Source organism: Candidatus Microthrix subdominans, assembly GCA_016719385.1.
In the GTDB taxonomy this organism is placed as follows: domain Bacteria; phylum Actinomycetota; class Acidimicrobiia; order Acidimicrobiales; family Microtrichaceae; genus Microthrix; species Microthrix subdominans.
In genome coordinates, this window is the sequence record JADJZA010000001.1 from 1,092,307 (window position 1) to 1,112,497 (window position 20,191).

The window sequence follows — 20,191 nt, forward strand, 5'->3', positions numbered from 1 at the left end:
AGGACTCCACCATGGCCGAAGAAGGCCCCACGACATCACCCGCCCCCCGCCGCAAGCCACAGATCGGGGACTCGATCCCGGCCAAGGTGGTCGCTGAACGAAGCCCCGGCGGTGCCGAGCCGCCCTCCGAGGGAGGATCGGGTGAGGCCAACAAGTCGCCGAACCGGCGACGGCGCCCACGCAACTCGGGCACGGGTGGCGCTCACAACCAGCCCTCGGACGCGCCGGCTGCTGAGTCCGGTGGCCAGGATTCCGCATCCCAGGTGTCCGATGACGGCGCGTCAGGGTCGGGCTCCGGCAGCTCGGGTGCTCCCAAGCGTCGGCGCCGCCGTCGGGGCGGTAAGGGCAAGGGCGGCGGCGGAGGCCCCAGCGCCACGCCGATCGAGGCGGTGCTCACCGACGACGGCGATCCGATCGAGCTCGACGAGGCGACGCTGGCCAGCCGCCGGGGTCGCCACCGCAACGGACAGGCCGTCGGCCGGTTCCAAATGAACATCCACGTCACGGCCGAGGCCACCCACGTCGCCGTGATGGAGGGTCGTCAGCTGATCGAGCATTACGTCTCCCGCAAGGCCGACGACGCCTCCCAGATCCACGGCAACATCTACATGGGCCGCGTCGAGAACGTGTTGCCCGGCATGGAGGCGGCGTTTGTCGACATCTCCACGCCCAAGAACGCTGTGGTCTATCGCAGCGACGTCATCGTGCCCGAGGGCCAGAACAAGCGCTCGGCACGCATCGAAGAGGTGCTCAAGGCCCGGCAGCTCATCCTGTGCCAGGTGACGAAGAACCCGATCGCCCACAAGGGTGCCCGCCTCACACAGGAGGTCTCGCTGCCCGGCCGATTCGTCGTGCTCGTGCCGAACTCGACCACCTATGGCATTTCGAAGCGCCTGCCCGACGATGAGCGCAAACGCCTGCGCAAGATCCTCGACAAGGCGAAGCCCAAGCAACACGGCGTGATCGTGCGCACCGCCGCTCAGAACATCACCGCCGAGGAGATTCAGCGCGACGTGGCTCGGCTGTTGCGGCAGTGGGACCAGATCGAAGCGCTGGCCAAGTCCCAGACCAAGCCCGGGCTGCTCTACCGCGAGCCCGACGTTGCCACCCGGATCGTGCGGGAGGAGTTCAACGCCGATCACCGTTCCGTGGTCGTCGACGATCGCAAGCTCTTCGAAGAGCTCTCCGAGTACGTCACCTCGGTGTCGCCGGCGCTCGCCGACCGCATCGAGCACTATGACCCGGCTGCGGAGGGGCTGTCGCTCTTCGAGCGCCATCACGTGTACGAGCAACTCCACAAGGCACTCGACCGCAAGGTGTGGCTGCCGTCCGGCGGGTCGCTGATCATCGAGGGCACCGAGGCACTCACGGTCATCGACGTCAACACCGGCCGCAACGTCGGCAAGTCCTCGCTCGAGGAGACCGTCTTTCGCAACAACCTGGAGGCCGCCGAGGAGGTGGCCCGCCAGCTGCGCCTGCGCGACATCGGCGGCATCATCGTCATCGACTTCGTCGACATGGACGTCAAGAAGCACCGCGACGAGGTGCTGAAGATCTTTAAGGCCGCCCTGGCCCGGGACAAGACCCGAACGCACGTGGCGCCCATCTCCGATCTGGGTCTGGTCGAGATGACCAGGAAGCGGATCGGGGAGGGGTTGTTGGAGAGCTTCGCCGACCGCTGTGCCTCCTGTGAAGGACGGGGCATGACGTTGCCCGAGGAGTTGCTGGGCTGAGGCCCGTATCGACGGCGGGTCTCGGGCTGAGGGGGGCCACCCGTCAGGCTGTACCATGACGCCTCGCACGTCCGGGGCGGCTTCGGCCCTCCTGCAACGAGCATTCGACCCCGACGTGACGGTTTGGGTGAGGGAACGCTACGATCGGCAAACTATGTATGCAGTCATCAAGACCGGCGGTAAGCAGTACCGCGTTGAAGAGGGCCAACGGCTCAACGTCGAGCGTCTCAACGACGACTCCGAGGACCTGTCCCTGACCCCGGTCATGGTGGTCGACGGCGACACCGTGCTGGCAACGCCGGAGCAACTCGGTGGCGCCAGCGTGTCGGCCCGGGTGGTCGGCGAGGGTCGCGGCAAAAAGATCGACGGCTTCACGTACAAGAACAAGAGCAACAACCGGCGTCGCTATGGGCACCGGCAGAGCTTCTCGACCATCGAAATCGTCGGCATCAGCCGCTGAAGCACGGAGGGCATAGATGTCAAAGACCAAGGGCGGCGGTTCTACTCGGAACGGTCGTGATTCAAACAGTCAGCGCCTCGGCATCAAGGTGTATGCCGGCACCGAGGTGACCGCAGGATCAATCATCGTGCGTCAGCGCGGTACCCGTATTCACGCCGGTAACAACGTCGGTCGCGGCAAGGACGACACGTTGTTCGCCCTCGCCGACGGCATGGTGAGCTTCGACCAGCGGCGCAACCGCAAAATGGTCGACATCGTCGCTCCCGAGTAGCGGACAACACAACGGGTCGCACGGCCCGGTGACAACCGAACACGACCACAGCCACACTTACGGGTGTGGCTGTGGTCGTCGTGCGTCGTGTGTCATCGAAGTGGCCCCAGCCCGTGTGCGGCGTGCGTCGATGCGCTGCGGCCGCTGGCGGCGGGCGAACTGTGCCCTCCGCCCGATGGGCTCGACGGCGCCGCCGCGCTGTGCCGCTACGAGGGGGTAGCCACCACCCTGATCACGTCGCTGAAGTACGGCCGCCATCGCGATGCGGTGCGGTCCTTGGGGGCGGCCCTGGCGGTGATGGGCGGCACGTGGCTGGACGGAGCCACGGTGTGCTGGGTGCCCGCAGCCCCGGCGAACCGTGCCGAGCGCGGCTTCGATCAGGCCGAGCTGCTGGCACAGGCGGCGACCGCGGCGGCGCGACGGATGGCGATCCCGTCAGCCGGCACGGCCCGACTGCTGCGCCGTGACCCGGCCCCGGTGAGCGGCGGCCCCCACGGGCAGACCGGACGCTCGCGAGCGCAGCGCCTGACGGGCCCCGTGCTGCGCCCCACCGGCCCGTCGCCCGTCCGGGTGGTCGTCATCGACGACGTCACGACGACCGGTTCGAGCCTGTCCCGGGCTGCGATGGCGCTTCGTGGCGCCGGGGCCCGGTCGGTGCACGCCCTCTGCGTCGCAGCGACCCCCTACCACCCACCACCGCATCGGTAGACTCGTCGACGTTATGGGCTTCCTAGACAAAATTCTTCGGGCCGGTGAGGGACGCAAAGTCCGCGCCCTCTCCGACCTCGTCCCAGAAATCGGCGCGCTCGAGCCGGAGATGGAAACGCTCTCCGATGGCGACCTGAGCGGCCGCACCACCGATTTCCGCAACCGTCTCGACAACGGGGAGGAGCTGGACACGTTGGTGATCGAGGCTTTCGCCGTCGTTCGTGAAACCGCCAAGCGGGTGATCGGTCAACGGCACTACGACGTGCAGCTGATGGGCGGCGCAGCGCTTCACTTCGGCTGGATCGCCGAGATGAAGACCGGTGAGGGAAAAACCCTGGTCTCGACGCTGCCGGTGTATCTCAACGGGCTGACCGGCAAGGGCGTTCACGTCGTCACGGTCAACGAGTACCTGGCCAAGCGCGACGCGGAGTGGATGGGCCAGGTCCACGGCTTTCTCGGCCTGGACATCGGCATGGTGCTACCCAACCAGAACGACCCGGTGTTCAAGCGCTCCCAGTACGCGTGTGACATCACCTACGGCACCAACAACGAGTTCGGCTTCGACTACCTGCGCGACAACATGTCGCTGTCCCGTGGCGAACAGGTGCAGCGGGGCTTCAACTACTGCATCGTCGACGAGGTCGACTCGATCCTGATCGACGAGGCGCGTACGCCGCTGATCATCTCGGGCCAGGTCACCGATGCGGCCAAGCTGTACTACCGCTTTGCTGCGGTGGTCCGGGCGCTGAAGCGCGACGTCGACTACGAGGTCGACGAGGAGAAGCGTCAGGTGGCGCCCCTCGAGCCGGGCATCGAGAAGGTGGAGAAGGCGCTCGGCGTCGAGAACCTCTACGACGACCCGACCGCCAACTTCGTGCATCAGCTCACCGTGGCCCTCAAGGCCAAGGAGCTGTACCAGCGCGACAAGGACTACCTGGTCGGCCAGGGTCAGGTGAAGATCGTTGACGAGTTCACCGGCCGCGTGCTTGAAGGCCGCCGCTGGTCGGAGGGCCTGCACCAGGCGGTCGAGGCCAAGGAGGGGGTGCGGATCAAGGAAGAGAACCAGACCCTGGCCACCGTCACGCTGCAGAACTACTTCCGCATGTACGAGAAGCTGGCCGGCATGACCGGCACGGCGGTGACCGAGGCCGCCGAGTTCATGAGCACCTACGGCATGCAGGTGGTCCCGATCCCCACCAACAAGCCGTTGGCCCGCAAGGACGAGGGCGATCTGATCTTCCGCGGGGAGATGGGCAAGTTCTCGGCGGTTGCCGACGACATCGAAGAGCGCATCGCCACCGGGCAGCCGGTGCTGGTGGGCACGGTCTCGGTCGAGAAGTCCGAGGTGCTGTCGCGCGAGCTTCAGAAGCGCGGGATCGCCCACGAGGTGCTCAACGCCAAGCAGCACACCCGTGAGGCCGAAGTGGTGGCCCAGGCCGGTCGCATCGGCGGGGTCACGGTCGCCACCAACATGGCCGGTCGGGGAGTGGACATCATCCTGGGCGGCAACCCGGAAGGCTTGGCCGAGCGTGACCTTGCCGGCGAGGACATCGATCCCGAGAGCGAGGAGGGACTGGCCTTCCTCGATGAACGACGGGCCCATTGGGCCGCCGAGGTCAAGGCCGAAGGCGACAAGGTGCGCGAGCTCGGCGGCCTGTACGTGCTGGGTACCGAACGCCACGAGAGCCGTCGGATCGATAACCAGCTGCGGGGCCGGGCCGGTCGCCAGGGTGACCCGGGTGAAAGCCGCTTCTATCTGTCCCTCGAGGACGAGCTGATGCGGATCTTCGCCACCGGGGCCATCCAGTTCGTGATGGGCAAGGACTGGCCCGAGGACGTGCCGATCGAGGCCAAGATGGTCACCAAGGCGATCGAGCGGGCACAGAACACCGTCGAGACGCGCAACGGTGAGATCCGCAAGAACGTGCTGAAGTACGACGAGGTGATGAACGAGCAGCGGAAGGTGATCTACCGTCGCCGGGACGAGGTGCTCGACGGTCTCGACCTGCGTGAAGAGGCCCTCGAGGCGTTGGCCGTCGCGCTCGACTCCACCATCCGCACCTACTGCGTGTCGGAGTTCTCCGAGGAATGGGACCTCAAGGGCCTGTTGTCAGAGATCGGCACCTTCTGGCCGACCGAGCTGACCGAGGCGACCCTCGACGAGGCGGTGTCGACCGACGAGCTGTACGACCTGCTGATGGGCGAGGCCAACGCCCAGTACCTGGCGCGGGAGGAAACCCTGGGCGAGGAGACGATGCGCGACATCGAGCGCCAGGTGATGCTGCGGATCATCGACGGGCGCTGGCGCGACCATCTTCGCGAGATGGACTACCTCGAGGACGGCATCGGCCTGCGGGCGATGGGCCAGCGCGACCCACTCACCGAGTGGCAGCGCGAGGGCTACGGCATGTTCGAGCAGTTGATCCATACGATCGCCCAGGAGTTCGTCAAGTACCTGATGCACGTCAACGTGGTGCGCGACGAGGTGCCGGAGGCTCAAGTGGGCAACATCGTCACCCAGGGCCCGACCGACCCCAGCGATGACTCGGGGACGCCGGCGATGGCGCTCATGGGGGGCGGCCAGGAGGAGGCGGACTCCGGCGACGGCGCCCAGGCCGCACCTGCGGAGCCGGAGGCTGCGCAGCCGGTGGTGAAGAGCGACTGGGACAAGACCCCGCGCAACGCGCCGTGCCCCTGCGGCAGCGGGAAGAAGTTTAAGAAGTGTCACGGCGCCCCCGCTGGAGCCCAGTGATCGGCGACCCAGCGGGCGGCGCGGCGAGTTCGGGAGCGGTGTAGATGCAGGATTTCACCGATGCACTGCGGCGCCTCGCCGGAGAGCGCGACGAGGCGGCCGAGTACCTGCGGGTCGAGCAGCTTCGTCGACGCCTACCCCAGCTGGAGGTGGAGTTGGCCCGTCCCGACCTGTGGGACAACGCCGAGGAGGCCCAGGCGATCCAGCGGGAGTTCGCCGGGGCGAGCGATGACGTCCAGCTCTTCGAACGTCTCGACGCTGCGCTCGAGGACCTGACCACCCTGCACGAGCTGGCGCGCGAGGAGGACGACGAGTCGCTGGAACCCGAGATCTCGGCCGGCGTCGAGTCGCTGACCGAGGAGTTCGATCGGCTCGAGCTGCGGGCGCTCTTCACGGGTGACTACGACGAGGGCGATGCCATCGTGGAGCTCAACTCGGGTGCCGGCGGGGTGGATGCCCAGGACTGGACCGAGATGCTGCTGCGCATGTATCAGCGCTGGGTCGAACGCCACGATTTCACGCTGGAACTCCAGGAGGTCTCGGAGGGCACGGAGGCGGGGCTGTCGTCGGCCACCTTCCTGCTGAAGGGTCGCAACGCCTACGGCTGGTTCCACTCCGAGCATGGCGTGCACCGTCTGGTGCGCATCTCACCCTTCGACAACAATGCCCGGCGCCAGACCAGCTTTGCGTCGGTGCGGGTGACCCCGTTCCTCGAGGACGTCGACAAGGAAATGAACATCGACGACAAGGATCTGCGCATCGACGTCTACCGGTCGTCGGGCGCAGGTGGCCAGCACGTCAACACGACCGACTCGGCCGTACGGATCACCCACCTGCCGACCGGCACGGTGGTGGCGGTGCAGAACGAACGATCGCAGTTCCAGAACAAGGACAAGGCGATGGCGCTGCTGAAGTCGAAGCTGTTGGAGCTCGAACGCCGCAAGCGCCTCGATGCGATCGACGCCCTCTCCGGCGATGGGGCGGCGGTCGACTTCGGCAGCCAGGACCGCAACTACGTCCTCCAGCCCTATCAGCAGGTCAAGGATCTTCGTTCCGGCATGGAGTCCTCCAACCCAGAGGCGGTGCTCGACGGTGACCTGGACGCCTTCATGGAGGCCTGGTTGCGCTGGAACCGCACAGCCAACGCCGGCGCAACAGCATCCTGAGCTCGCCGGCCTGCCGTCAGCACACCGTGGTCCGCCCCGGGTTTCCCGCGATGTCGGGCGATTTCGGACGGGGTGTCACCCGCATGGTGTTGCGGCTTTGTAACATCTTTCAGTCGGCTGGTCACAGAGTGCCTGGTCTGGCGACACATTCCGGCACCGTGGCCCCCGACCATCGCCGATACCCGGTTGTCACAGCCCGGAACCACCTGCCCGAGAGGTTGACTACGTGATCAAGTTTGAAAGCGTCACCAAGGCCTACCGGTCCGACTCGGTGGCGCTGCGCGACGCCAACGTCGACATCAACAAGGGTGAGTTCGTGTTTCTCGTCGGCCCGTCCGGGTCGGGCAAGTCGACGTTTATGCGCCTGGTCAACAAGTCGGAGCGGCCCGAGGAAGGCCGCATCTTCGTGGCGGGCAAGGACATCGGGGAACTGCCCGGGTACAAGGTGCCGTACCTGCGCCGCAACATCGGAGCGGTCTTTCAGGACTTCAAGTTGTTGCCCAACAAAACGGTGTCCGAGAACGTTGCGTTTGCGCTGGAGGCGATCGGCCGGCCGCGCCACGTCGTGCGCACCCAGGTGCCGGCGATCCTGGACCTGGTCGGGTTATCAAAGAAGTCGGAGAACTTCCCTCACGAGTTGTCCGGCGGCGAGCAGCAGCGGGTGTCGATCGCACGGGCGTTCGTCAACCGGCCGCTGATCCTCTTGGCCGACGAGCCGACCGGCAACCTGGACCCGGCGACGTCGGTGGGCATCATGAAGTTGCTCGACCGAATCAACCGCACCGGAACCACGGTGGTGATGGCCACCCACGACCGGGGCATCGTCGACACGATGCGCCGCCGGGTGATCGAGCTCGACCGGGGCCGCATCGTGCGCGACCAGGCCCGCGGCGTGTACGAATGATGCTCACCCCCTCCCACCTGCTCAACCGCGAACCTCAGCGAGGCTGAACCATGGCGATGCGACTCGACTACGTCGTACGCGAGACGACCAACAACCTGCTGCGCAACCTGTTGTTGACGGTTGCCAGCATCATCACGTTCGGGGTGTCGCTGGGCATCCTCGGCGGGGCACTGCTGTTCGTGGCCGGTGTGGACCACGCTTTCGAGCGTTGGAAGGACGGCGTCGAGTTCATCGTCTACATGCAACCCGGCGCCGACCAGGAGAAGATCGATCAGGTCGAGGGCAAGCTTGCGGCCTCGCCGCAGGTGTCCGACATCACCTTTGTCGACACCGAGAAGACCTTCAAGGAGTTCCAGCAGCTGTTCCGCGACGATCCCGACATCGTCGCGTCGGTCGAGCCGCAGGACCTTCCGCAGTCGTTCCGGGTGACCCCGACCAACCCGCAGTCCAACGTGGTGTCCGAGCTGGGGCAGAGCTTTCAGAACGAGCCCGGCGTGTACAAGGTGGAGTTCGCGCTCGACGCGGTGAAGCAGATGGAGAGCTTCCTGTCGAACCTGTCGACGTTCTTCATCGTGTTGGCGGTCGTGTTGTTGGTCGCCACCGCGCTGTTGATCGTGTTCATGATCCAGACGGCGGTGTTTGCGCGCCGAAGAGAGATAGAAGTGCAACGCCTGGTGGGGGCAACCAACTGGTTCATCAGGATTCCCTTCATCCTCGAGGGGGTGGTGCACGCCCTCATCGGGTGGGCGGCTGCCACCGCCGGCCTGTGGGGGCTCACCTGGGTGTGGCGCACCAGCTTCGTCAACAAGGACGTGCAGTCGTTCTTCGGGGCGATCTGGTGGACCGACGGCAACGTCGCCTGGGTGATGCTGCTTCTGATCGGCGTGGCGTTGGTCGTCGGTGCGATCGGCTCGACGCTGTCGGTCTCCTGGTATCTGAAGACCTAGTTCGCCCCGGTATGGTGGCCCGATGATCGATCGGTACCAGTCGGGTTGGCTTGGACGCTCGCGACGAGCGGTGGTCCTCGGGCTGCTCAGCGTCGTCTTCGGCCTGGTGGCCGTCGGTGGCGGGGCCGCGCCGGCGGGGGCCTCGGGCCACCTGGACGGCCGGGGTTGGTCCTCTGTTCAGTCGGGCGGAGCGCTGCGAGCTCAATTCGGCGAGCGCATCACCGACTACAACTTCGAGGCCGAGCTCACCAAGGACGGCACCGCCAAGGTCACCGAGACGATCGACTACGACTTCGGGACAGCGTCGCGTCACGGCCTGGAACGCTTCATCCAGGTTCGAACCTCACTCAACGCCGATGACCCGATCCTGGATGGTCGGGACAGTTCCGGTCGGTGGGAGCGTGTCACTCCGTTGACCAACCTCTCGGCGAGCAGCCCTACCGGTGCGCCCAGCGACGTGGAAGTGATCCACGAGGACAGCATCGAGCGCATCCGGGTCGGCGACCCCGACAAAACGGTCTCCGGTCCCCAGACCTACGTGCTCCGATACGAGCTGAAGGGCGTGGTCAACGCGTTCGATGGCTACGAAGAGGTGCCGCTCAACCTGGTGGGGGACCAGTGGCGGGTGCCGATCGACGCCGCCACCGCAACGGTGAAAATGCCGGGCACGATCGACGACATCAACTGCTTCTCCGGTCGGTACGGCGGCACCGAGGGTTGCGACCAGGCCACCTTCTCCGGCGATACGGCCAAGGTCAGCCAGTCCGGCCTGGGCAACGGCCAGGGCGCCACGCTCTACCTGAAGGTGCCCGAGGGGACCTTTTCCAACTCCGAGCCCATCCTCGACGAGGTGTGGAGCTTGCAGCGGGCGTTCTCGCTGACCCCAGCCACCGTGGGCGTCGGCGCGCTGCTGAGCGCGCTGGTGGCGGCGGTGGTGGCGCTGTTGGGGTACCGGGTGGGACGCGACCGCACGTTCGTCGGATCGGCGGTCGACCAGAGCTTTGGCAGCGATACCGAGGACGAGCAACGCATGGGGCTTGCCCGTCACGACGGCGTCACGGTGGAGTTCGTTCCCCCCAACCAGATCCTGCCGGGAGCGGCCGGCACGATCATCGACGAGCGGGCCGACAACATCGATGTGTCCGCCACGCTGATCGACCTGGCCGTGCGGGGCTACCTGCGGGTCGAGGACCTGACCGATGGCGACTACCGGCTCGTGCAGCTCAACACCGACCACACCGGCCTGGTTCCCTACGAGACAACCCTGCTGACGTCGGTGTTCGCCTCCGGCAGCGAAACGACCCTGGCGGAACTGAAGTACTCGTTCAGCTCCCGGTTGAAGATCGTGCAGTCGCAGATGTACGACGAGATGGTGTCCCACGGTTGGTATCGCAAGCGCCCCGATCGCACCCGCGCCAGCTGGCTCGGCGTCGGCGTCATGGCGCTGCTGGCGGCGGGGGGCCTGTGGGTGCTGCTCATCGCCTTCACCCGCTGGGCGCTGGTCGGCCTACCGTTGGTCCTCGGTGCCTTTGCGCTGATGGCGCTGTCGATCAACATGCCGGCCCGGACCGGCAAGGGAACCGCCATGTACCGGCGGGTGCTGGGCTTTCGCGAGATGTTCGCCGCCGGTGAGGGCGACCGTCAGAACTGGGCCGCCGAACAAAACCTCTTTAGCCGCTACCTGCCCTATGCGATGGTGTTCGGCATGACCGAACGGTGGGCCCAGACCTTCGCCCAGCTGAGCGCCGAGGGAGTGGTGCCGTCCGAGCAGATGGGGTGGTGGGTGTCACCGCGGCCCTTCGACTGGATCATCTTCTCCCACAGCCTCAACCACTTCGGTTCCTACGCCGCCGGCACGTTCTCGGCGGTGCAGCGCTCCAGCGCCGGGGGAGCGGGCGGCATGTCCGGCTTCGGTGGGGGAGGGTTCTCCGGCGGAGGCTTCGGCGGCGGTGGAGGCGGCAGCTGGTAGGGAGCGGCGGTGACCCGCCGAGCGTTGTCGCCGCTCAGCCATCGGGCAGCAGCTCGGCGAGGCGTTCACGTCCTAGCCCGGCGATGCTGGCGTCGAGGGCTGCCGCCAGCACCTGTTGCGCCGTCGCCCGAAGTTGAGCGAGCACGTCAGCCAGATCCTTGGCCCGCTCGGTGCTCAGATCTGTCCGCCACTCATCGGGTACCAGGTGGCGTTCGAACAGCCCGATAAACCGGTCGGCGACCAGATCGGTCTGGGAGCGCAGGGCCTGCCACTCGTCCAGGATTTCAGCCAACGGAATGCCAAGGTGGGCCAGGGTGGCCCCGGCGCCGATAAATCGGCGATCGGCCACTCGAACGGTGTCCTGGTCGAGGATTTCGACCAGTCCAAGCTCGGTGGCCCGTTGCATCAGCTCCACGGTGAGGGCGTTGTCTGGAAACTGCGAGGCGAGCTCGGACGGAGCGATCGTGGTGGCCTGCGGTTCGCCGAGTAGCGCACCCAACTGATCCTCCACTCCCAGCATGGCGTCCAAGCTTCGGCCCTGCTCCCATTGGTCGAGGAGTTCGCGGATGCCCGAGAGGGAGAAACCCTGAGATTGCAGGCGCGTGATGAGCCGCAGGCGGTTGAGGTGGCCAGCGTCGTACCATCCGGTCCGGCCAACCAGCCGCGGTGGCGGGAGCAGTCCTCGGTTTCTATAGAGGCGCACGGTGGTGGAGGCCACCTCGGCCCGTCGTGCCAGTTCGTCAAGACGGAACTCGTCGGTCACTGCTTGTCCGTTCGATGGGTGGATAATGCGTGAGCACATGATAGCATAACGATCATGAGCACCATTGAGCAGCCCGATGCCGATGCCGATGCCGATGCCGATGCCGATGCCGGTGGCTTGGCGACCGGGCTCGGGCTGGCCGTCGACATCGACACGGACCGCATCGTCGCCGAGCGTCAGCCCGAGGTGGGCCTGGTGTGCGTCGGCGCCCAGGTGGGCCTTTCCCCCGATCGGCACGGTGGCGTGGAGGCCGTGCGCATGCAGCCGAACCGCACAGATGTTCGTCCAGTGCACGTCCTCTCGCTGACGTCGGCCTTTCTGGGCGGATTCGCCACCGCCGAGTCGGCGAACGCCTACCTGATGGAACACGTCGACGTCACTTGGACACCGGTCCCGTCCATGGTCCCGACGCACGTTTCCAACGTTGCGGAGCCGGCCCGATGAGGGTGGTGATCGCCGGCGGAGCGGGTGCGTTGGGGCGACGGCTGGCCACCGACTTCGAGGGTGCCGGCCACGACGTGGTGATTCTGACCCGGTCACCGAAGTCCGATCTACGGTTTCGCCAGGCACTGTGGGACGGGAGGGCGGTGGGCGACTGGGCGTCCGAGTTGGAGGGGGCGATCGTCGTCAACCTCGCCGGAGAACTGGTGGACCGTCGGCCGACAGCCACCAACATCGAGTTGCTCCGGCGGTCCCGGGTGGAGCCCACCGCTGCGCTGGCGGCGGCGTCACGGGCGTGCGGCGTGCCACCACGCCTGTGGTTGCAGATGAGCACCTTGGCCATCTACGGCGACGCGGGCAACGACGTTATCGACGAGACCCATCCTCCCGCCGACGGGCCACCACAGATGGCCGGAGTAGCGACGGCCTGGGAGGCGGCCACCAAGGCCGTGGTCGCCGACCGGATCGTCCGGCTTCGCACCGGGGTGGTGCTCGACAACGACACCCCGGCGTTCAACCGGCTGACCCGCCTCGCCCGCTGGGGCCTCGGCGGCCGGATGGGCCCGGGCGACCAGTGGGTCAGCTGGATCCACATCGACGACTTCCTCGCCTCCGTCAGGTTTCTCCTCGATGCTCAGGCGGTCGACGGCGTCGTGCACGTGACCTCGCCCAACCCGGTGCGCAACCGCGACATGATGACCGAGCTGCGCCGCGCGGTTCATCGACCGTGGTCCCCACCGATGCCGGCGCCGCTCGTCCACGTCGGTGCGGTGCTGCTGCGGACCGATCCTGGACTGGCATTGACCGGCCGTCGGTGCATCCCGAACGTGCTTGACCATGCGGGGTTCGAGTTCACCCATGAGCGGTTCGCCGGCGCTCTAGACCACCTGCTGACACACGCCGGCACCGACAGGGGGTCAGCGAAGCACCGTCCCGCTGGTGCGCTCAGCGGTTAGACGGCGCCCGGCGCCCCCGCATTGAAACGAACGTGGCCGTCGGTGCTGGTCTGCGTAATCAAGTCGTCGAAGGACTGACCGGCGCCTATGACGTTCTCCAGGTCCTGCGGGCCGAACCCGAGGTACATGGTGCGTCGGCCGGTCGAACTGCTGAGCGGCGCCGGGGCGGCGTGGACGGCGTGGGTCATGTGCAGCGTCACGTCGCCCGTCTGGGTGTCGGCGGTGACGACCGGGCAGCGGCCTGCCTCGACGTCGGAGCGTCGCACGCTGGCGTCGTGGCTCCCCGGGACGATCTTGAAGGCACCGAGGTCGGGATTGGACGCGGTGAGCTGGACGGCGAGGTGGAGACCCGGACACGTCAAGGGGTGCCCGCCCAGGCCGCAGTCGATATGCCAGGGCAGGTTGGTCAGCCCCTCCGCGGCGGTCGGTCGTTTGAGCACGGCAAACGTGCCGAGTGCCCGGTCCGGGTGGTTGGCCAGGTCGTCGCCGCTGAGCCCGACGAGTCGTTCGACGCGACGATCGTGGTCGAGTGCGCCGATCACCGTCGAGGCGAGGCCGAGGTAGTGCAGCTGACAGGGCTGCTCATCGCCGTCACCATCGTGGGTCCACCACGATCCGGGCGTGTCCGGGCTGGCGGCCGCCTCGACCCGATCAACCTCGGCGTTGAGCGTGGCGATCTCCCCGGCGTTGAACACGTTGCGCACGTGAGCCCAGCCGTAGCGTCGTAGGAAGGCTGCCAGATCGTCGGCGACGTCGGGGTCGTTGTCGACCTCGTCCCAGTCGAACGAGCGCTCAGCGTCGGCGAGGTCGATATCTGCGGGGTCGTACACCGGACGCCCGTGGTACAGCGCCCGAAGGGCCGGCTCCCAGTCATCGAACTCGGCGAATCCACCGACCGGGTGGCTGACTGCGCCGGTGACGTGCAGCCCGGCGACGGTGCGCATTTCGTGGCTGAAGTCGGAGAAGGCCTCGGGGCTCGCGAACTCGACCACGACCTCGGCGTCGTCGCTTGGCCCATCGACGATGGTCACGGGGTCGTCGAGGATGGCGGGGTCGGCCGGAAGGACGGTGATGACCTCGTCGCCCACCCGCATCGTGATCGGGCCGAGCCCGCGGGTGCCGCGGCCGGCGAGGACGCGCCGTGCGTGGTCCTGCGAGGGACCGCTATGGGCCGATCGAAGGCCCTGTTGGGGAAAGCGTTGACGATCGCTGATCACGCTCAACCTCCGGGATCGAGAGAGAACTGCAACTGTGCCGTGCTCGGTTCGTTTGGTGGAGCTGGGGGGAATCGAACCCCCGTCCGCTAAGTGGTTATCGACCGCGCTACGACCGTTCCCGACTTGTGGCTTGCGGCTGCCACGCTGGCGGGTCAACTGATCTTTCGATCACCGCCGAGTCTTTCCTCGGAGTCAGTGGTCTTTCTCACCGTCAGCGGTCTTTCCCTGCTGTCCATCCCCACTTCTGTTGCCGGGCTGTGAGGATCTGGCCCCGTGCGCCGTTGCCGGTCACTATGACTCTCTTCAGACTGAACTAAATCAGGCTGCGAGAGCGAACTCGGATTTGCCGGTTCTTTTGGTTGCCCCGTTTAGCGAGTCTGAGCAACTCGGGTCGCACGAGCGACTTCCTGGTCTCAACGTCGAAACCGATCAGCCCCTGGTGTCAGCCATCCAAGATACTCGCCCGCCGCCCAATCGCCGTGTCGGACTGGCCGCTGGGTGATGAGGTGACCGGTTGACCTCAGCGGAGCGGGGTCGACTCGGTGATCGAGGGGGTGGTCACCTCGATCGGAGCGCCCAGGTCGAAGAGCTTGACCGTCATCGGCCCGGCCGGGGTGTCGCCGTCGGGATCGAACACCACCATCTCGACATGGCCATCCGACGTGATCGACACGTCGGCGGTGACGTTTCGCTCGCCGCCCCGCCGGGCCCACAACGCAGCCCAGGCGACGACCGCATCCTGGTCGCGCGGTGACAGCCGGTCCAGGTCGGTCAGGTCGAGTTCGGCCCGCAGCGGCCCGGTGTCCATCCGTGGCGCTCGCCTCGAGGTGCGGAGCGCCGCAAGGGTCGGCCCGATGCCGGGCGGCGGCGCCCCGCCGAGGGCGGCGACCTCGTCGGCAAGCCCCGGCGAGCGGTTCTCCAATGGCCCCAGCTCGTCGAGCGGAACCGTCAACCAGCCGGTCGAGGCCCCGATGGCGGGAAGCGACGACGACCTGACGTAGGCCAGCCGACCGATCAACCGGATCTCCGGGCAGGGCGGTTGGATGTCCGGGCACGCCGCCGCCATCAGGCGAACCCCGTCGGCGTCGTACTCGCCCAAGGCGGATTGCCGAGGTGACGTGGTCGAGTAGCGGCCGGTAGGGACGGCGCGGGTGGCGTCGATGGCGATGAGCAGCTCGTCGAGCGGGTTCGTCGCCACCTCCTCGGCGCAGGCCGGGGTGGCGATCAGCAACAGTGCTGCGAGAACGGCGAGGAGGCGGGCCCTCGGCGTAGTCATCGACCGTCGCGCCCGTTCGGCCGACCTGTGGCGAGGTCGGGCGCCGCTCACCGCTGCTTGGCCGAGCGGGCCAGCTCCCGTTCGGTTTCCCTTTTGACGTCCCGCTCAGCGATGTCGCGCCGCCGGTCGACCGTCTTCTTGGGCTTGCCGAGCGCAAACTCCACCTTCACCCGGCTGCCCTTGAAGTACAGCCGGAGCGGCACGATCGACAAGCGCTCCTGGGCGACCTTGGCGGCGATCCGGTCCAGCTCGAGGCGGTGCAACAGCATTTTCCTGGGGCGGGTGGGCTCGTGGCCCGAGTGGTCCTGGGCATGGGTGTAGGCGGCGATGTGCAGGCTGCGGAGCCACATCTCCCCGCTTTGGGACACGTCGGCGTAGGACTCGGTGAGCTGCACGCCCTTGGCCTCGCGTAACGACTTCACCTCGGACCCGACCAGCACCAAGCCCGCCTCGTAGGTGTCGCGCAGCTCGTAGCGGCGAGAGGCCTGGCGGTTGGTGGCGATCAGCTTCTCCTCGTCACCCATCACCGCAGGCTACCCGCCGCTGGGTCGAGCCTCGGCCGGTGTGGCAGATTGGCCCGGTGCTGGAGCTGAGGGACGAACATTGGGACGCGATCTGCGCACATGGCCTGCGGGCCTACCCGCTCGAGGCGTGCGGGCTGCTGATCGGCGAGTGGCAGGGCGACCGGGTGATCCGCTTCGAGCCGACACCCAACGCAGCCCGGTCGAGCCGGACCTACGAGGTGGACGGGCGGGACTTCCTGCGCGTCGAGCGGGTCGCCGACGACGACGGGCTGGCGATCATCGGGGTGGTGCACACCCATACCCACACCGACGCCTACCCCTCACCGACCGACATCGCCGCTGCGCCGGATCCCCAGTGGCACTACCCGATCGTGTCGCTGCGCGGCCCCCAGCCGGTGATGCGCAGCTTTGGCATCGTCGATGGGCAGGTGGTCGAGGAGCCTGTCACCGTCGTCGATTCAGCCTGAGCTGGCGGCACTGCAGATTGGCGACGCGCGACATCGTTGGGTTGGAACGCGTTGGCAGGGGTACAATCCCTACCGAAGTGGTCGGATTAGTCGGGATTGGCCCGGCCACCGCTCCCATCCAGTGAGGTCTCCCCATGGCAGTCGTCGCCAGCGTGTTGGATCTGATCGGCTCGACACCGCTGATCGATGTCTCCGAGCTGAGTCCCAACCCCAACGTGCGCATCCTGGGTAAGGCCGAGTTTCTCAACCCCGCCGGGTCGGTCAAAGACCGCATCGCTCGCCAGATGATCCTCGAGGCGGAGGAGGACGGCACGCTGCGTCCGGGTTCGGTGATCATCGAACCGTCCTCTGGCAACACCGGCATCGCCCTGGCGATGATCTGCCGGGTTCGGGGCTATCACCTCAAGGTGGTGCTGCCCGAGAACGTGACCGAGGAGCGTCGGGCGGCGTTGCTGGCCTTTGGCGCCGAGGTGATCGACTCGCCGGGGGCGGAAGGTTCCAACGGGGCGGTACGGCGTGCCTTGGAGCTGTCCGACCAGCATCCGGAGTGGGTGTTCTTGTACCAGTACGCCAACGAGGCAAACCCCCGTGCCCACTACGAGACCACCGGTCCGGAGATCGCAACCGATTGTCCCGAGATCACCCACTTCGTCGCCGGCCTGGGCACGTCGGGCACCCTGCTGGGGGTCGGCACGTACCTGAAGGAGCTCAACCCGGACGTCAAAGTGCTGGCCGTCGAGCCGCCGAGTGGCGAGCAGGTCGAGGGCCTGCGGAGCCTCGACGATGGCTACATCCCGCCGGTATTCGATAAGTGGGGAGGCGTCGACCTGCTCGACGGCAAGTCGATCGTTCGCCCGAGGGAGTCGCTGATCTGGACCCGTCGCCTCGGCGATGTGGGAGTGTTTGCCGGGATCTCATCCGGCGCAGCGCTGGCCGGAGCGATCAAGGTGGCCAAGCGCATCGAGGCGGGCACGATCGTCTTCGTGATCTGTGATGGCGGGTGGAAGTACCTGTCGACGGGCGCCTACAGCGGCGACCTCGACGCTGCAGCTGTCAAAGCCGAGGAGATCATCTACTTCTGAGCGTTGCTGACCGGTGGGGTGTCGGCCGAAGGAATAGGGCCCTGCCTCGGCAAGTTGTTCTACCTGGAACAGGTTGGACGAGACCGAGGAGCGACGCCATGCCCGCCATCACCGCCGAAACCGCCTCGTTGGCGCAGCTGCCGCCCGAGCGACACGACCAGCGGGACCGCCCGGTGCGAACGATCACCACCGCCCCATCCGGCTTCGAGGGGGAGGGCTTTCCGGTGCGCCGGGGGTTCGCCGGCGTGTCGCTGGCCGATCTGGACCCGTTCGTACACTTCGACCAGATGGGCGAGGTCGAGTATGCGCCGATGGAGCCCAAGGGCACCCCGTGGCACCCGCACCGCGGATTCGAGACCGTCACCTACATGATCGACGGAGAGATGGTTCACCAGGACAGCCATGGGGGCGGTGGGCTGATCGCCGACAGCGCAACGCAGTGGATGACCGCCGGGTCGGGGATCCTCCACATCGAAACCCCGCCTGAGGCGTTGGTCCGTGCCGGCGGCCTCTTTCACGGCGTGCAGCTGTGGGTCAACCTGCCTGCCAAGGACAAGATGACCCCGCCCGCCTACCAGGCGATCGAGGGCGACGAGCTGACCCTGCTGTCCTCGGCCGACGGCGGCGCGCTGGTGCGGGTGATCGCCGGTGAGGTGTCGCTCGGCGATCGGGCGGTGTCGGGGCCGGGGTCGACCCGCAGCCCGATCACGATGCTTCACGCCACGCTTCAGCCCGGCGCGCAGTTGGTCCTGCCGTGGAACCCCACCCACAATGCCCTGGCCTACGTGCTGGCCGGGTCGGGGCGTGCGGGCGTCGAAGCGGCGCCGATCGCCACCGGACAACTTGCCCTTTTCGGCGACGGGGACCGAATGCGGTTGCGCGCCGACCCGGTTCAGGAGTCGCGCCACCCGGCAGTTGAGGTCGTCATCCTGGGCGGGGCACCGATTGGGGAACCGGTGGCCCACGCCGGCCCGTTCGTGATGAACACCCGCGACGAACTGGCCACCGCCTTTGCCGACTACGAGGCCGGGCGTTTAGGAACGGTCCCGCCCGGAGCGCTGCAACCCTTCCGAGGGTGAGCCAGGTGCGGCGTCAGGGCGGGCGATGGCTGCTCTGCTCAGAACGCTCAGCTACCGCCGACACACGCAAACTTCTGGGTGTAGCGTCGTCAGTCGTGATCGCACCTGACCAGCTGATCGCAGGTGAACACCTGGCCGAGACGGGGCCCGAGTTCACAACTGTGCGCCACTATCAGGAGCTCGATGCCCGTCCACGGCTGCGGGGTCGCATCCACTTGGCGGCCGCCGTCGTGTCGGTCGCTGCGCTCGTCTGGCTGGTGATGGTCGCCACCACGCCGCGCGCCGAGGTTGCCGCCTGGATCTACGGGCTGTCGGCGATCGCCTGTTACGCCACCAGCGCCACCTATCACGTCTATGCCCGCACCCCCGGGGCGCGCCGCCGTTGGCGCCAGGCCGATCACGCCATGATCTACGTGCTGATCGCTGGCACGGCCACGCCGATGTACCTGCTGGCCGCCTCCGGAATGTGGCGCTGGCTGATGTTCAGCCTGATGTGGGCCGGGGCAGCCCTCGGCATCGTGCTCAAGGTGCTCTCGATGGAACGATTCCGAACGATGGGGTGGGTGCTCTACATCGGGCTCGGCTGGACGGGCCTGGCCCTCCTGCCCTACTTCTGGGCCCAGCCTCGCTTGTTGGCCCTCGTCGTGGCGGCCGGCGTGACCTACACGGTAGGAGCGGTGCTGTTCGCGCTCGGCCGCCCCAACCCGCTTCCGCGCTGGTACGGCTATCACGAGGTGTGGCACACGCTCGGTGTGGCGGCGGGCGCCATCTTCTTCGTTGCCATCCTGCCGCTGGTGCAGGCGGGATAGAAGCGCTCGACGGGCGCGCCGGCTCTCGCTAACGGGCGTCAGCGAACACCTGGGCGACGTAGACGACGTTGTAACCGCCGCACTTACCGGTTGCGACCCCAACCCCCACCCGGTTGTAGTTCGACTTGAGGATGTTCGCCCGGTGTCGCGACGAGTTCATCAGGCTGGTGTGGGTCTTGGGGATCGACGAAGCATAGGCGACGTTCTCGCCGAGCGCCCGCCAGCTCAGGGTGACCCCGTCGCTGAGCTTGGAGTGGCTCAGCCGACATTCGTTGCGCATCTTTGCCGCCCAACCGCCGGCCTTGGAGTTCAGGTCGCCGGCCTGGACCAGCCTCGGCAGTTTGCGGCTGGAGCGTTCCTTGTTGATCAGGGAGATCACCTGGGATCGCTGGGAGTTGGTGGTCTCGTCGCAGGAGGCGACAATGATCGCGAGCAGCGCCACGACGGCTGCGAGCGCGAACTGGCGGGGGCGGATCTTCACAGGGGCTCCTCGGTCTCTTGGTTGAGGCTCGCGTAGCAAGCCCTGGTCAACATGTCGAAGTGATGACAACGTGTCGATCAGGTTACGAGGTCGAGCGTTGGTGTCCAAGGTCACGGAGGGTGATGAGCTTCCGCCAACCGGCAGGGCTGCCGTGAGATCCGTTCGGCCTTCGTCGCCCGGGCGACC

The 20,191-nt window shown here is 67.0% G+C and carries 20 protein-coding genes and 1 other RNA gene; 15 read left to right on the forward strand and 6 right to left on the reverse strand.

Going from position 1 to position 20,191, the window contains the following annotated elements; translation table 11 throughout:
• Positions 1 to 11 precede the first annotated feature (11 nt).
• The 9 genes from IPN02_05105 to IPN02_05145 all read left to right on the forward strand — a co-directional run bounded on the left by IPN02_05105 (position 12) and on the right by IPN02_05145 (position 10,910).
• Positions 12 to 1,733: an Rne/Rng family ribonuclease gene (locus IPN02_05105; protein MBK9296238.1), complete on the forward strand. Its 1,722-nt coding sequence runs from the start codon at positions 12 to 14 to the stop codon at positions 1,731 to 1,733.
• 154 nt (positions 1,734 to 1,887) lie between these two features.
• Positions 1,888 to 2,193: a 50S ribosomal protein L21 gene (rplU, locus tag IPN02_05110; GenBank protein ID MBK9296239.1), complete on the forward strand. Its 306-nt coding sequence runs from the start codon at positions 1,888 to 1,890 to the stop codon at positions 2,191 to 2,193.
• Between the two features lie 16 nt (positions 2,194 to 2,209).
• Entirely contained in the window at positions 2,210 to 2,464 is a 255-nt protein-coding gene (gene rpmA / locus IPN02_05115) for a 50S ribosomal protein L27 (protein MBK9296240.1), read from the forward strand.
• 87 nt (positions 2,465 to 2,551) lie between these two features.
• Positions 2,552 to 3,172, forward strand: coding sequence for a ComF family protein (locus IPN02_05120; GenBank protein ID MBK9296241.1), 621 nt, complete (start codon positions 2,552 to 2,554; stop codon positions 3,170 to 3,172).
• 13 nt (positions 3,173 to 3,185) lie between these two features.
• Positions 3,186 to 5,924: a preprotein translocase subunit SecA gene (secA, locus tag IPN02_05125; protein MBK9296242.1), complete on the forward strand. Its 2,739-nt coding sequence runs from the start codon at positions 3,186 to 3,188 to the stop codon at positions 5,922 to 5,924.
• A gap of 44 nt (positions 5,925 to 5,968) precedes the next feature.
• Positions 5,969 to 7,090 (forward strand): peptide chain release factor 2, encoded by a 1,122-nt coding sequence (prfB, locus tag IPN02_05130; GenBank protein MBK9296243.1) that lies wholly within the window; start codon positions 5,969 to 5,971, stop codon positions 7,088 to 7,090.
• Between the two features lie 226 nt (positions 7,091 to 7,316).
• On the forward strand, positions 7,317 to 7,994 hold the full coding sequence (gene ftsE / locus IPN02_05135; GenBank protein ID MBK9296244.1) for a cell division ATP-binding protein FtsE: 678 nt from the start codon (positions 7,317 to 7,319) through the stop codon (positions 7,992 to 7,994).
• Between the two features lie 50 nt (positions 7,995 to 8,044).
• Positions 8,045 to 8,941, forward strand: coding sequence for an ABC transporter permease (locus IPN02_05140; protein MBK9296245.1), 897 nt, complete (start codon positions 8,045 to 8,047; stop codon positions 8,939 to 8,941).
• Positions 8,942 to 8,963: 22 nt separating this feature from the next.
• Positions 8,964 to 10,910 (forward strand): DUF2207 domain-containing protein, encoded by a 1,947-nt coding sequence (locus IPN02_05145; protein MBK9296246.1) that lies wholly within the window; start codon positions 8,964 to 8,966, stop codon positions 10,908 to 10,910.
• Between the two features lie 34 nt (positions 10,911 to 10,944).
• Here IPN02_05145 and IPN02_05150 read toward each other — a convergent pair whose 3' ends face one another.
• Positions 10,945 to 11,673, reverse strand: a complete 729-nt coding sequence (locus tag IPN02_05150; GenBank protein ID MBK9296247.1) for a MerR family transcriptional regulator — start codon at positions 11,671 to 11,673, stop codon at positions 10,945 to 10,947.
• Between the two features lie 54 nt (positions 11,674 to 11,727).
• On the opposite strand from IPN02_05150, the gene IPN02_05155 reads away from it, so the two are divergent.
• Together IPN02_05155 and IPN02_05160 are read left to right on the forward strand one after the other, a co-directional pair.
• Complete coding sequence (locus IPN02_05155; protein ID MBK9296248.1) at positions 11,728 to 12,117, forward strand: hypothetical protein; 390 nt, start codon at positions 11,728 to 11,730, stop codon at positions 12,115 to 12,117.
• Complete coding sequence (locus IPN02_05160; protein MBK9296249.1) at positions 12,114 to 13,070, forward strand: TIGR01777 family protein; 957 nt, start codon at positions 12,114 to 12,116, stop codon at positions 13,068 to 13,070. Before IPN02_05155 ends, IPN02_05160 begins: the two co-directional genes overlap by 4 nt.
• Here IPN02_05160 and IPN02_05165 read toward each other — a convergent pair.
• The 4 genes from IPN02_05165 to smpB form a co-directional block, all read right to left on the reverse strand.
• A complete protein-coding gene (locus IPN02_05165) occupies positions 13,067 to 14,287 on the reverse strand; it encodes a phytanoyl-CoA dioxygenase family protein (protein MBK9296250.1) in 1,221 nt (406 codons plus the stop codon). The genes IPN02_05160 and IPN02_05165 overlap by 4 nt on opposite strands.
• A gap of 53 nt (positions 14,288 to 14,340) precedes the next feature.
• Positions 14,341 to 14,724: a transfer-messenger RNA gene (gene ssrA / locus IPN02_05170) on the reverse strand.
• A gap of 83 nt (positions 14,725 to 14,807) precedes the next feature.
• On the reverse strand, positions 14,808 to 15,563 hold the full coding sequence (locus IPN02_05175; GenBank protein ID MBK9296251.1) for a hypothetical protein: 756 nt from the start codon (positions 15,561 to 15,563) through the stop codon (positions 14,808 to 14,810).
• Positions 15,564 to 15,610: 47 nt separating this feature from the next.
• Entirely contained in the window at positions 15,611 to 16,087 is a 477-nt protein-coding gene (smpB, locus tag IPN02_05180) for an SsrA-binding protein SmpB (protein ID MBK9296252.1), read from the reverse strand.
• A gap of 38 nt (positions 16,088 to 16,125) precedes the next feature.
• Between smpB and IPN02_05185 the strand changes: the two genes are divergently transcribed.
• The 4 genes from IPN02_05185 (at position 16,126) to IPN02_05200 (ending at position 19,524) form a co-directional block, all read left to right on the forward strand.
• Entirely contained in the window at positions 16,126 to 16,554 is a 429-nt protein-coding gene (locus IPN02_05185; protein MBK9296253.1) for a M67 family metallopeptidase, read from the forward strand.
• Positions 16,555 to 16,688: 134 nt separating this feature from the next.
• Positions 16,689 to 17,636 carry a cysteine synthase family protein gene (locus IPN02_05190; GenBank protein ID MBK9296254.1) on the forward strand — a complete coding sequence of 316 codons (948 nt, stop codon included), beginning with the start codon at positions 16,689 to 16,691 and terminating at the stop codon, positions 17,634 to 17,636.
• Between the two features lie 98 nt (positions 17,637 to 17,734).
• Positions 17,735 to 18,715, forward strand: a complete 981-nt coding sequence (locus IPN02_05195) for a pirin family protein (GenBank protein MBK9296255.1) — start codon at positions 17,735 to 17,737, stop codon at positions 18,713 to 18,715.
• A gap of 95 nt (positions 18,716 to 18,810) precedes the next feature.
• Positions 18,811 to 19,524, forward strand: coding sequence for a hemolysin III family protein (locus tag IPN02_05200; protein ID MBK9296256.1), 714 nt, complete (start codon positions 18,811 to 18,813; stop codon positions 19,522 to 19,524).
• Positions 19,525 to 19,552: 28 nt separating this feature from the next.
• Here IPN02_05200 and IPN02_05205 read toward each other — a convergent pair whose 3' ends face one another.
• Positions 19,553 to 20,005 (reverse strand): CAP domain-containing protein, encoded by a 453-nt coding sequence (locus tag IPN02_05205; protein ID MBK9296257.1) that lies wholly within the window; start codon positions 20,003 to 20,005, stop codon positions 19,553 to 19,555.
• Between the last annotated feature and the right edge of the window lie 186 nt (positions 20,006 to 20,191).

Coding starts and splice junctions, on each gene's coding strand:
- IPN02_05105 (MBK9296238.1), top strand. CDS start 12: ATGGCCGAAGAAGGCCCCACGACATCACCCGCCCCCCGCCGCAAGCCA.
- rplU (MBK9296239.1), top strand. CDS start 1,888: ATGTATGCAGTCATCAAGACCGGCGGTAAGCAGTACCGCGTTGAAGAG.
- rpmA (MBK9296240.1), top strand. CDS start 2,210: ATGTCAAAGACCAAGGGCGGCGGTTCTACTCGGAACGGTCGTGATTCA.
- secA (MBK9296242.1), top strand. CDS start 3,186: ATGGGCTTCCTAGACAAAATTCTTCGGGCCGGTGAGGGACGCAAAGTC.
- prfB (MBK9296243.1), top strand. CDS start 5,969: ATGCAGGATTTCACCGATGCACTGCGGCGCCTCGCCGGAGAGCGCGAC.
- IPN02_05140 (MBK9296245.1), top strand. CDS start 8,045: ATGGCGATGCGACTCGACTACGTCGTACGCGAGACGACCAACAACCTG.
- IPN02_05145 (MBK9296246.1), top strand. CDS start 8,964: ATGATCGATCGGTACCAGTCGGGTTGGCTTGGACGCTCGCGACGAGCG.
- IPN02_05155 (MBK9296248.1), top strand. CDS start 11,728: ATGAGCACCATTGAGCAGCCCGATGCCGATGCCGATGCCGATGCCGAT.
- IPN02_05160 (MBK9296249.1), top strand. CDS start 12,114: ATGAGGGTGGTGATCGCCGGCGGAGCGGGTGCGTTGGGGCGACGGCTG.
- IPN02_05175 (MBK9296251.1), bottom strand. CDS start 15,563: ATGACTACGCCGAGGGCCCGCCTCCTCGCCGTTCTCGCAGCACTGTTG.
- smpB (MBK9296252.1), bottom strand. CDS start 16,087: ATGGGTGACGAGGAGAAGCTGATCGCCACCAACCGCCAGGCCTCTCGC.
- IPN02_05190 (MBK9296254.1), top strand. CDS start 16,689: ATGGCAGTCGTCGCCAGCGTGTTGGATCTGATCGGCTCGACACCGCTG.
- IPN02_05195 (MBK9296255.1), top strand. CDS start 17,735: ATGCCCGCCATCACCGCCGAAACCGCCTCGTTGGCGCAGCTGCCGCCC.